Here is a 12,911-nt window from a genome sequence, read left to right on the forward strand (position 1 = left end):
CCACCGCATTCCGGGGGCAATACCGCATCCATCAGTATGCGATCAGCTATATTGAGTAATTAATACTGTCAATTTTCAATAAAAACGAAAAAAGTTTAGCATTCTATCTCTAATAAATAAATAGCATATAATTTTAAGTTCATCTCTTTGCAACACATATTCAATCCACTGTCTTATACAGCACACTCTACCGTTAGGCATGTACGCATAACTCATTAGTAATGTAACACTTGTATGCTATAATCCAGCATTGAGAATTGCGTTACTTTCGGGGTCGAACCATATGCTATGTCCTCAAAAACCAAGGCAACTTTAGGTTATGCCTTCACGTGCGCTGTACTTTGGAGCCTGCTTTTAACTACCCATAGAGCCTATGGACAATTAAAAGCCGATTTCACACCAAGTAAGACAAGTGATTGCGAAAGCCTGATCACAACATTCATTGACAACTCAACTGGTAATCCCACCTCGTGGCACTGGGATTTCGGTAACGGTTATACCTCAGCAGAGCAACGACCGAGTGCTGCCTATACAGCTCCCGGCGTATATAAGGTCTTGCTGACGGTGAAAGATGCAGCCGGTGCTACCAGTAGCATCAGCAAGACTGTCACCGTATGGGAGAAGCCCAAACCAGATTTCACGGCTGGCCCTGCGACAGGCTGTATGCCGCTTCCCGTCACGTTTACGGACAGATCTGACCCGGTGGACGGTTCCATTACCACCTACACCTGGGACTTCGGAGACGGCGCCATTGGTTCAGGGCCTAATCCTGTACACACCTACAACAATGCAATATCACCTACCGTAACACTGACGATTACTAATAGTAACGGTTGTACTGCTTCCAAACAGATCAGCAAGATCATCAATGTATCAGCCGCGTTATTGCCTGACTTCAATGTTTCTGAGCAATTCATCTGCGCCGCTCCTGGTGCAGTAAGCATCACCAACACCAGTAAAGGGCCCGGGAATCTTTCTTATAAATGGGACTTTGGCGATGGCGCCACCGCAACAGATATCAACCCTGGCAAGCATAGTTATATGAAGAAAGGTATCTATAACATCAGGCTCACTGTTACCAGTGATAAAGGTTGTACAAATACCAAAACATCCGCGGACATTAACGTGGCCAACTTTAAGACGGACTTCCAGCTTCCAGCCAAAGTCTGTGAGAACAGTGTCGCTACACTATCCGCAATAAATACACCCATAGCGGATGATATCACCTGGAGCGTAGATACCGGCCGCATCACCAGTGATGGCCTTACGGCTACCTATTATCCCGCTGGTACCGGTAAAGTGAAGATAACGATGACAGCCGGTTACGGCCAATGTCAGGAAAAAATAACCAAGGAACTGACAGTGATCGCAGCGCCAAAGCCCGCCTTTGAAACGGAGATCAAACCAATATGTGATGCCCCTGTCACCGTAAAGCTGATCAATCGATCAAAGGGGTCTGACAGCTGGACCTGGAATTTCGGTAACGGACAAACATCTACAGAACAAAACCCCACTGTGACCTATGATAGTCTGAGTGTGTATGGTATTGTGCTCACCGCTAACAGTACCACTGGTTGCTCCGCTGCCACCGAACAATATGTCGTGCTGGCCAAACCGGAGGTCTATACATTTGCCAGTTTACCGGAAGGCTGTGTAGGCCTGACTACTACGTTCAGCAGCTACATCACTAATGGCGACAGTATCATTCGTTACGAGTGGGATCTGGGAGATGGTGGTCCGAAATCGACTGAAGCCACTCCCACCCGTACCTACGATAAGGAAGGGACCTACCCGGTCACACTGACCTATGTTACCAGGAATGGCTGTAACGGAACGGTCAATCTGTATTCATACAATGCAATCAACGTTTACACCAAACCCAAACCTGACTTTTCCTCTCCCGAAGCACCCCAGATCTGTGGCAATAACACCGTACATTTTGACGGCACGACCGATGTAGGGAATGCCTGGGCATGGGACTTCGGCGATAATACCGCCGGTTCCGGACAACATACCGTACATAGTTACCGTAAAGCGGGTACCTACACGGTATCATTAACCGTGTCAAACCACAGTTGCAGTGAGAAGATAACAAAGACCGCGTACATATCAGCAGTCAATCCATTCCCTCGCTTTGTGATGCAGTCTGTCGATTGTAACAACCGGACAGAAGCGCGTTTTGAAGACCGGTCAACCGGTAATCCTACCGGCTGGAAATGGAGCTGGGGCGATGGGACCGAAGAGACCTACACAACTAAAAAGAAGCTCATCAAACACCTGTATGCGAAAACAGGGGCCTATAAAGTAATGCTGACTGTTTCCGATGGCAGCTGCACCAGTACTGACTCTATGAACGTGCAGATATATGCCCCGTCCCCCATCACCATTACGACAGATAAAACGACCTTATGTGGTAGTGATACACTAAAAAGCAGCGTGACCGACATACAGGATATTTACGGACGCAATGTCTGGTCTTACGTATGGGCGTCATCAGACGGCACACCTGCTAACTGGAATATCAAAGACTATAAACATACAACGTTCACCCATCTGCAACCAGGCAGGGATACGATCGGGTTCATTGCATATAACCTGCAGGGATGCCCTGACACCAGTAATAAGGTGGTGGTAAATGTACACGGACCTGTAGCTAAATTCCTTGTACCGGAGCGGCCGGAATGCCGGGGTGCGGAGCTGACCTTCACGGATAAGACAGATATATCTAAAGGCAAACCGATCACTACCTGGTCATGGGATTTTGGTGATGGTACACCTGTACAGGGATTGAACACGCCACCGTTCAAACATACCTATAGTAAATCGGGCATCTTTTATCCGAAGCTGACCGTCACTGATCAGGAAGGGTGTACCAGTATTGCCACCGGGCCCAGTGTGCAGGTAAATGGTCCTAATGCGGACTTTGTACCTAATCTGTCACTGATACCTCCCGGCAGTGATATACAGTTCTTTAACTATACCACCGAGACAGGTGGAATACCAACCTACTACTGGGACTTTGGTGATCACACGACTTCCGGTGAATACAGTCCGCTGAAGAACTATCCGGTCAGAGGCAGATACAATGTAAAACTGCTGGTAAAAGATAGTAACGGTTGTTCAGACAGTGCGCAGAAACAGATCAAGGTATCTACCGTGAGCGCCGGTTTTGCTGTGACCACCGCCTTCGTCAACAATAGTGGTTGTCCGCCAGTCATTGCGCGGTTCTTCAATACCTCTGCCAACCATACAGGCTCCTACTGGGATTTTGGTGATGGTAGTTTTTCTACTATCAGTAATCCGTCTCATACCTATACCTATGCCGGTAAATACAAAGTGAAACTGAAAGTGACAGGGGAAGCTGGTAATGAGGATGAATATGAGCGGGAAGTGCTCGTAAAGGGGCCTTACGGCACGATCACCGCCTCTTCTACCGGCGGCTGTATGACAAAGGATATCGAGTTTAAAGTATCGGCAGTTGCGGCAGTTAATTTCGCATGGGACTTTACGGATGGTATTGTGAGTGAAACCAATGATTCTACCATCAAACATACCTTCAAGCATCCGGGTATCTACAAGCCCCGCCTGATACTGTCTGATCAGACCGGATGTAAAGGCGCTGCCTTCCTCGACGATCCTATCGTAATAGACAAATTATCGGTGGATATGACGCCGTCACAACAATTTGTATGTGATGAGGGCTGGGTATCTTTCACACCGGCATTCAACAGCTTCTCCATCGATGAACTGAAAAAAGAAGCCACCTACAAATGGACATATGACACGGGCGTAACAGCGGAGAATGACAACACTGCGACTCCCAGATTCTACCTGAATAAGCCGCAGGAATACAACTTCTCGCTCACTACCACAACGGCATATGGCTGTGTGCAGACTGTGAGCAGGAAGATAGCGGTATATCCTAAACCGGACGTATCCATCACCGGGCCTGATAAAGCCTGTGTAGATGTGCCGGTGACCTTTGCGGGCAATGTTACTGCTCCGCGTGAAATGACCTGGAAATGGATCTTTGGTAATGGTGGTGGCGCCGATAGCCGCCAGCCTGCTGACCAGACCTACAACAAGCCTGGTCTAACAGATGTACGCCTTACGGTAACCAGCAGTGATGGCTGTACTGATACGGCCTACCACCCTATTAATATTGTACCGAAACCTGTGATCAACGCCAGTGCAAAAGCCAATGTAATATGCCTGGGTAGTAACACCACATTGAGTGCGGGCGGTGGTACTACCTATCAATGGTCGCCCGCAACCAGTCTTAGTGATCCTGCCGTCGCTTCGCCAGTTGCCACACCGGGCGAGAGTACAGACTACCAGGTCACTGTAACAGATGCCAACGGCTGTATCAACACCGATCATATCAGCGTTCGCGTAGTGCAACCGTTCTCTATGCAGGCGACTCCGGACACCGGTATCTGTATCGGACAGCCCCTCCCGCTTTGGGCCTCTGGCGCGGATCACTACAGCTGGAAAGGTCAGGGGCTGGATGCCGCGAATACGCCCTATCCTAATGTGACCATCGCAGCTGCCGGTAATTATACTTATACCGTAACCGGGTATGATGCGGATGGCTGCTTCCAGCGTGATACTTCGCTGGTAGTGAAGGTGTACCCTGCCCCCTTTGTAAATGCGGGCCCTGACCAGATAGCCATGGCAGGAAAAGCAGTCATATTGGGAGGAAAGAGCAGCCCCGATATTGTGAAATGGAACTGGGGTCCTGCGGACTACCTGAGCTGTACTACCTGCGCACATCCGGAAGCCATGCCAAACCTCTCTACTACCTATGTGGTTGAGGCAGAAAATGTCTACGGCTGTAAAGCCAGCGATGATGTAGCAGTGAAGGTCACCTGCGACCAAAGTGCTGTATTACTGCCGAATGCCTTCTCTCCTAACAGGGATGGTACAAATGAGTGGTTCTATCCAAAAGGTCGCGGTGTGAAAGAAGTCGTATGGATGCGGGTATACGACAGATGGGGTAGCCCGGTATTTGAAAGGACACATTTTTCGATCAATAATGCCAGTGCCGGATGGGATGGCACCTGGAAAGGCCAGGTAGCCCCAATAGGGACTTATGTGTATGCGATAGAGACGGTATGTGAGGATGGAGGAACATTTATGTTCAGGGGAACCGTGACGGTGGTAAGGTAACCTGCACCTCATAACAATAGTGAATAGCCTGTATCTAGTGGAGATACAGGCTATTTTGTCTCCTGCCGGCATGGTCCTGTTAATAGTGATGACTCCTGCAATGTTAGGGGAATTATCACAGCCATTCCGGACAATGTACGCAGGACGCCAAATCATGTACGCCAGGTGTAGAAATCCCAGATGGCATCTCAGCAGTAATATCACCAGTAACAGGTTCTCATCCTCCGCGGCATCTGCAGTGAGTTTCACGATCTGGAATGCCAGTACGTCTTACAGGTTTATGAAAGAGCGAAACCTTGAACTCAAACTATCAGCACTCGATATACTGGCGCAGAATAAAAGTGTCGCGAACTACTCGAATAGTTATACGGTAACACAGGAGGTGAGGAATGTGCTTCAGCAGTATTTTATGGTGACGGTGAGTTATTTTCCGAGGAAGTTTGGAAAGTGAGGTAAAATATTTCACATGCGCCCCATACCTCCTACAGCCATTTCCTCCATTGCATGTGCCCCCAGACAAAACGGCAAAGCAGTCTGACAACCGCTTTGCCGTTACAAGCTATATACATCAGCTATCAGCTGGGCTGCAGCTGACTCACATTATTCGTCTGCTTCACAGCCGCTGCCGATCCCTGTTCGAATTTCTCCAACATGATCTCTGCCGTCTGCAAAGCACCTTCTACCCATCCCTGCGCATCGGAATAGGCCTCTCCGCAGATGTACAATGGCGTACCGGTGATCGGATTCGTGATCTTGTCCCGTATTTCCCAGCTCTTAATACCGATATTCCAGCTATTCCATCCACCGCCATATGGATCTTCACCCCAATCGCGGAAAGCAGCGCTTTTCACCAGCGGCGTATAATCCAGTCCGTGCATCTGTTGCAGCTGACGGGCTATTTCATTCACCATACGACGGGGCGCCTTGTACTCATCCCAGGTCTGGTTCAGGTTACCTGCTGCAGGCGCACCAGACTTCCCATTTACCTTGTTATCGTCATCCCCGATATATGGATCAGTGATCTTTGAATGAGACAGCCCTTCTCTCCAGGCGGCACTGCGCTGCGGTCTTAAACCATCCCAGAAGCCGATATTATTACCATCATCATAGCTGGCCAGCAACATCGCTCTGCCCGTTACCGCGGGTGACCCATCGCTGTTAGGCCAGTAGTATGTTTGTCTTACCGGCAGGTCGGTTACAGAACGGCCAGACTGCACCGGTACGAATTTTCCATCAGGGCCGTTATAACCAGCTATTCTCCACCATGGACTTGCGTAGGTGGTGAACAGTTTGAACAGAGGTCTTGGCGTCACACTGGTGATCAGGTGTTGGATCTGTTTCAGCAGTTCACTACCCGGGGTGATCAGATCAAGGGCACGACGTGGCATGGCCAGGATCAGTTTTCCGGCAGTAATAGCCTGTCCATCGGCAAAGTGAAGCGTAAACTGTCCGTCTATATATTCAAAGCTTTTCAGCTGTTGTTCCAGGCGGATTTCCCCCTGATCTTTTTTAAACAGTTCAGCCAGGGCAATAGGTACCTGCTGGAAACCGTTGGTAAAACCCTTGTACACCGGAGAGATGCCAAAGTCGGATAAATACCATGGAATCGCATCGCTTGCATTCCAGTTCACCAGCGTAGAGTCGTAACCGCCAGCGTCCATGCTGAACTGATAGCCTTCACTGCTGATCACTCTGTACAACAGATTCCAGAAACCCCATTTGTATAAGGGGACACCATCAAACCAGGCATCGCGGGTCATGACACGACGGTCAGCCTCTGACAGATTGGGGTTAGTAATGCCGGGTACGATCTGTTCAATCGCATTGACAATGATAGTGCCCGGGCCATTCCCTTTTTCCAGGAATGACATATTATACGGCACTTTACCGGGATTGGTCACAAAGTCGACCAGGCGCAGGTATTCGCCCCGCAGATACGCGAGATTCTGTGGCTCATCTACCGGAAAAGGATAGGTAGTGATCTTCTCATTATCCGGCAATTCCGCATTGAGGGCCTTGATCAGGTTTACGATCAGGTGTTGGGTCGTCTCGAGGATCCGCATACCACCCAGTTCTGCGGTCATGTTGGGAATTTCAGGTGGTTTGACAGACAGTAGTCGTCCGCCGATATGATCGCTGCCTTCGAACACGACGATCTTCTGGTCTGGAAATTTCCTCTTTAGTTTCCAGGCACTATACACGCCTGAAACGCCGCCACCAATGATGGCGATATCAATATCTACCTGTTTGTTTGCCATAGAGATAATGGTTTTAGAAGAATGAAGGAACGTTGGATGGAATGTGTCCGCTACCGGTAGCGTGCAGCTTTTCTCTTATTGATGCCTGATGTACATAATTCACTGCCGGTTGCTGAGCGTGTTGTGCTGAGCTGGTGTCAGATGTGGATGGCGCTGTCGGCGTACTGCCCGCTATTCTCATATCAAGTATAAAAGAAGTGTTGTGCGTGAGTACATGTTCAATACCGCGTTTAACCGCCGCCTTTACTTCCGCCGGTGTTTTTACGACTTCACCATGCTCACCGCCAAATGCTTTTGCCAGTGATACAAAGTCGAATTTAGGTCTTTCGAGACGCAGGTATGGCGGGTTATCCGTTTTGGGTTTCCAGCCATAACCTGGTGCGCTGCCATAAGCGGCCACTACCTGTTCCAGCCCCAGTTGCAGGGTATGATATTCCTGGTTATTGGTGATGATATACAGGATAGGCAGTTGCTCATGTGCGGCAGTCCAGTAGGTTTGCGGATAGAACAGTGAAGAACCGTCTCCCACTGCATTGATCACCAGCTTTGTACCTGTTCCCTGTGACGAAGCATTTTCGAGTTTGATACCCAGGGATGCCGGCATTGACCAGCCTAAAGAACCTCCCGATACACAATAGTAACTGACAGGTTTAGCACCGTTGGTATTGAAGGGCAGATAATACTGAAAGGGAGCACCATCAGATACCGCTTCATGCACATATACAAAGTTGTCCACCAGTTCCCTTTCTTCAATTTCTTCTTTCAATGCTTTCGCGATCACTACAGACCAGATCTCCTCCTGCTCCATCGCTTTCAGCAGATAGGCGTCCCAGTCTGCCGCTCTCTTCACAGACAATGCCCGCATCTCTTCATTCCTGGCGGCCGCGCCCACCGGAGGATTGGGCTTGACATACCCGTTCAGGATGGGCAGTGTTGCTTTAATATCACCGAAGACGGCCGCCTCTCCGTAGTAGTTCTTCGCGATATCCCAGGTATTGTTGGTCAGGTACACCTGTTTCAGTTCAGGAGGGAATAACGGGCCGTCGGAATACTTGTATACCGCCAGCTGCGCCTGAGCGCCAAATCCGACCAGGAATGCGACATCGTGATCATCGAACACACCCCGGACACCCGCCTGGCTACCGGGCAACTCGCCCTGCCAGTGATAGTCGTCGTTAGGGAAGTTCGCCAGACTGCTGAAGGTCTGTAAGACGACGGGGGCACCCAGCAGCTCCGCCAGTTCCTGTAATTCCTTCCAGGCATCTGCATAACCAACAGCGTCGCCAGCTACAATCACCGGGTTTTTAGCTGCTGAAAGAATGCTGGCTGCCTGTCTGATAGACGCGTCATCTCCGGTGAAATGCGGAGATATACGGGTCACGCCTTTAATCCTGTCTTCATCCTCGATAGCCACCATGGTAAAATCCCATGGAATGGATACGAACACAGGGCCATTAGGAGGTGCCATGGCTTCTTTAAACGCACGTTGCAGTACCAACGGGATCTCATCGGGCGTACGCACTTCGTGCGCCCATTTGGTGTACTGCCGGGCAAGGTCTACCAGATTGGATGCCAGTAATGGCTCCTGGGTCACGAGTTCATTCTGCTGCTGACAACAGAGGATCACCAGTGGGACATGGGCACGGTAAGCATTGAACAGGTTGCCGATGCAATGGGCAATGCCAGGTGTAACGTGCACGACCAGTACACCAGGTTTGCCTGTCATCCGGGCAGATCCCATTGCTGCGCCAATGGCAATGTTCTCATGAAGACACTCTATATAGCGTACTTCATTTTCCGGGTAAGAGGTACCATCAATAATAGGAATTTCATTGGTTCCAGGTACGCCGAAAATGTAATGGATACCCAGGTCCCTGAGGATATCGAATACATAGTCGCGGGTCCAGCGGGTAGCCTGTCCGAACGCATGTTCGATCACAGCGTCGCTGCTCTGGCTCGTAGCCTGAGTCATTTGTTGTGTTGCCATATAAGGGAGTTTTGGAGTTTGGTTATTCAGAGGCTTCTTGTCGTGGATACTTTTTTGGTTTCATGAATACGGTACTTGGTATTTCACAGGGTATTAACCGGCTGAAATCCAGGTAGTAAACAGCGGGTTAGACCCGATTGTTTATGGTTGATCGAAAAAAAGAGAAAATTTATGGAAGATAAGGATAGATATGTTTACTTATACGATGGGGTTATATATTAACGATTCTAATCAATTAGGTAAAAACCTATATACTTACTGGTATCAGATGGATGTATAAAAAAGAGGTCGTGTGTTCTACACTAAATGAGTCTTAATACAGCCCTTCTAACTGGTCCGCTGGTACTTCTTCCATTGCCATTACAGAATAGCTATTATAACAAGTGATCATACCGATACCGGCAATAAAGAAACCACCGGTCAGCAGGGTAAAGAAACTATGACACTCTACCCCAATGATCAGACAACTCACGCCCAGTATCATAGAAAGCGCTCCGGCCAGGGCTATCTTTCTTACAGGCCATCGCTTCGACAGTAGAGGAAGGACCAGACGGGCCAGTAATACGGCGAGTATATTGGCAGGCATCATCATCAATCCGGCTGCCGCGGCAGCGTAACCGACGTGCTGTTGCAGCAGGTAACTCATGATAAACTGATAGCCAACGAACAATACGCCCAGCAGCACGAACAGGGTATTTCCCATGCGTACGGATGGTATGGTGAACAGTTGCAGGTTAAGTAGTGGAGCAGGTTGTGTGGTCAGTCGTCTACGCAGGTAGAAATTTGCGGCCACCATGACTGTCAGTGCGCCGATGATCCTGGTCGCATTCATTGCAGGGGCAATCAGCAACTCCGTTGCCCAGGTGAGGCATAGAATGGATATGACAAGTGCGATCGCCGACGGAATATCCGGGAATTTACGCTGAACAATAGGTTCGTCCTTATCCAGTACAAAGCTGGCGACAATGATCACTACCAGTAACAATGGTACACTTATCAGCGGATGGAGAAAGAAGGGGTGATTATGCAATATGGCGCTTTGCTGAACGCCAAGAAGGTAGGCAAGGGTATTATTGCATTATGCCAGGTCACTATCAAAAAGCAGAACCGGGAGGATGTTCAGGTATTTGTCAATAAGATCCTGTCGTTCGAAGAAGTCACGGAATGTTATGTAGTAGCGGGCGATTTAGACTATTCACTGAAGATAGTCACCACATCGATGGAAGCCTATCATCATTTTTTCATCAATAAACTAAACCCGATAGATATAATCATTCAGACCAGGAGCACCTTTGTGATGGATGTTGTCAAGCAAACGCATGTGATCGTTTAACGAAAGTAATACCGGCACAACATCCTTTACTAAGCTGCCTTTGACCATCAAGTACATGACAGGCTAGTCCTCCCCCCCGTCATACTCTTCAATGATTGATTTCTGGGATTGCAGGATCCGCTGATATTCATCAAAATGGGTATCCTTATTGGCCGTGTACAGCTCTGTTCCCTTTGTAAAATCATAACATATACGGTCACGCAATCTCCGCAGATCAAATAAGAGTGCATCATAGCTCCTGCCCTTATCCCTGAAATTGAACACCCCTTCCACAGCTGCAAATACCGTAACGACCGCACTAATGATCAATACTACATTATCGCTTCCGGGTATACTGCCACCACTTATTTTCCAGCCGGTTAAAACGGTAATAGAAGCACCGGCAATGATGGTCAGCACCTTCGTAGTCCGGTATAAGGTCGTATAGGTCAGTTTCTTACGCTTTATACTATCTATTCTGGATTCAATATCCCGATATAAAAAATCGTTATCGGCTAGCTCCTTAATTTTCATAGTGTACTGGTGATACCTGATTTTCATTCAATCAGTGTTGTAAGATAATAAAACATCCATAAACGTTCGGCTGTTTCCCAGCTATCAGCGGAATAAAAAGCAGCTGCCCGGTAAAGCGGACAACTACCTGCTATTGCTGTACAGCACTGCGCTGCCTGAGAATATAGCTGTTCCTGGCAGTCGGATCGCAGGCCAGTCAGGAGCTCTCTAATATCTTCCTGAGAATAGCCACCACTTTCTTCATCTCCCGCTCATTCATAGCCGCAAACCCCATCCGCAGTCCATTTAATTGTTTACCCGCCGCATCATAAGATGAGCCGTCGGACATTTTCAATCCGGCAGCGGCCGCCTTTTCTGCTATTACAGACAGCTTTACCTTTCTGGTGAACTGTACCCAGACAGCCATCCCGCCATCAGGCACTTTAAATGAAATATACTCCCCTAATTCCCTCTCCAGCAGCGCACAAAAAAGATCGCGCCGCTCCTGATACAGTTTAAGTGACTTCCTGATATGCCGGTGCATCGTGCCATCTTCAAACATAGCGGCTAAGGCCTCTTCAAACAGCAGATCTCCACGCAGGTCCATCAGCTTCTTAATAGCAGCGGCACGATGAATAAATGCATCGCCAGCCACCAGGTAACCCAGTCGCATAGAGGCGGCCAGGTTCTTCGTGATCGATCCAATGTACAATACATGCCCCTCATGCTCTGCACTGGCCAGCGGTAATATAGGGCGATGGGTATAATGAAACTCATAATCATAGTCATCCTCTATCGTATAGAATTTATACTTCCTGATCAATGACAATAACTTCATTCTCCTGGCGGCACTTAGGGTGACCGTTGTTGGATGATGGTGGTGTGGCACAATATACAACAGCCGGAATTTTCTTCTACAGGCCTTTTCGATCAGATCCACATCTATTCCTTCAGTATCAACCGGAATATAGGTGATGCGTGCCCCCAGCTGTTCAAATACGGCAGTGGCCAGCCTGTAACCAGGATCACCTACCAATACCTCATCTCCCGGTTTTATAAGCGCCGCAGCTGCCACATAAATAGCCATCTGGGCGCCCCGGGTCAGCAACAGCATGTCAGGTGTCATCACAATGCCCCTGGAGTTGCTTAAATGCCCGGAAAGTACATTACGCAACCGTACACTTCCCCTGACATCCGTATACATGGAATAACGTTCCGCATCATCATCATAAAAAGCCTGGCGCTGTAGCTTCAGCAGTTGCTCTACTGGCGCAATACGGTGGTCCGGGAATCCATCATTGATCACATATTTATACTTCCTGTGCGGGTCCTGTTCTTTCGCTGCCGGCTTCTGTAAAACGGCAGGTAAAGTACTCCGGAAGGTACGTGGTTTGAGATCAGGGAGGTTCTCAGAAACGACCATGCCTGAACGGGGCTTACTGTAAATCCAGTCCTGCGCTGACATCTCCTCATATGCGGCTACAACTGTCCTGGGATGTATATCTAATGCAGCTGCCATCTGGCGGATAGACGGCAATTTCGTACCCGGCTTCAGCACACCATTCCTGATCAGCTTTATCAGACCGTTAGCCAGCTGCTCATACACAGCGGGTGAAGCGCTCCGGTCTATCTGCAGTAACATGACATCTAACATAATCTGTACTATATAATT

The 12,911-nt window shown here is 48.8% G+C and carries 8 protein-coding genes; 3 read left to right on the forward strand and 5 right to left on the reverse strand.

Annotated elements, in window-relative coordinates:
- Positions 1–288: 288 nt before the first annotated feature.
- Both GWR21_RS05610 and GWR21_RS05615 read left to right on the forward strand, forming a co-directional pair.
- Positions 289–5,169 carry a PKD domain-containing protein gene (locus tag GWR21_RS05610; RefSeq protein WP_162330788.1) on the forward strand — a complete coding sequence of 1,627 codons (4,881 nt, stop codon included), beginning with the start codon at positions 289–291 and terminating at the stop codon, positions 5,167–5,169.
- A 154-nt stretch (positions 5,170–5,323) separates the two neighbouring features.
- Positions 5,324–5,620 carry a hypothetical protein gene (locus tag GWR21_RS05615; RefSeq protein WP_162330789.1) on the forward strand — a complete coding sequence of 99 codons (297 nt, stop codon included), beginning with the start codon at positions 5,324–5,326 and terminating at the stop codon, positions 5,618–5,620.
- A gap of 124 nt (positions 5,621–5,744) precedes the next feature.
- Here GWR21_RS05615 and GWR21_RS05620 read toward each other — a convergent pair whose 3' ends face one another.
- The 3 genes from GWR21_RS05620 to GWR21_RS05630 all read right to left on the reverse strand — a co-directional run bounded on the left by GWR21_RS05620 (position 5,745) and on the right by GWR21_RS05630 (position 10,444).
- Complete coding sequence (locus GWR21_RS05620; RefSeq protein ID WP_162330790.1) at positions 5,745–7,427, reverse strand: flavin monoamine oxidase family protein; 1,683 nt, start codon at positions 7,425–7,427, stop codon at positions 5,745–5,747.
- A 13-nt stretch (positions 7,428–7,440) separates the two neighbouring features.
- Positions 7,441–9,414, reverse strand: coding sequence for a thiamine pyrophosphate-binding protein (locus GWR21_RS05625; RefSeq protein WP_162330791.1), 1,974 nt, complete (start codon positions 9,412–9,414; stop codon positions 7,441–7,443).
- Positions 9,415–9,727: 313 nt separating this feature from the next.
- Positions 9,728–10,444: an MFS transporter gene (locus GWR21_RS05630; RefSeq protein ID WP_162330792.1), complete on the reverse strand. Its 717-nt coding sequence runs from the start codon at positions 10,442–10,444 to the stop codon at positions 9,728–9,730.
- Here GWR21_RS05630 and GWR21_RS05635 point away from each other — a divergent pair.
- Positions 10,439–10,747 (forward strand): Lrp/AsnC family transcriptional regulator, encoded by a 309-nt coding sequence (locus tag GWR21_RS05635; RefSeq protein WP_162330793.1) that lies wholly within the window; start codon positions 10,439–10,441, stop codon positions 10,745–10,747. The genes GWR21_RS05630 and GWR21_RS05635 overlap by 6 nt on opposite strands.
- A gap of 63 nt (positions 10,748–10,810) precedes the next feature.
- On the opposite strand, the gene GWR21_RS05640 is transcribed toward GWR21_RS05635, so the two are convergent.
- Complete coding sequence (locus tag GWR21_RS05640) at positions 10,811–11,260, reverse strand: DUF4231 domain-containing protein (RefSeq protein WP_162330794.1); 450 nt, start codon at positions 11,258–11,260, stop codon at positions 10,811–10,813.
- 196 nt (positions 11,261–11,456) lie between these two features.
- Positions 11,457–12,893: a MocR-like pyridoxine biosynthesis transcription factor PdxR gene (gene pdxR / locus GWR21_RS05645; RefSeq protein WP_162330795.1), complete on the reverse strand. Its 1,437-nt coding sequence runs from the start codon at positions 12,891–12,893 to the stop codon at positions 11,457–11,459.
- Positions 12,894–12,911 lie beyond the last annotated feature (18 nt).

The organism is Chitinophaga agri, assembly GCF_010093065.1.
Taxonomy (GTDB): Bacteria; Bacteroidota; Bacteroidia; order Chitinophagales; family Chitinophagaceae; genus Chitinophaga; species Chitinophaga agri.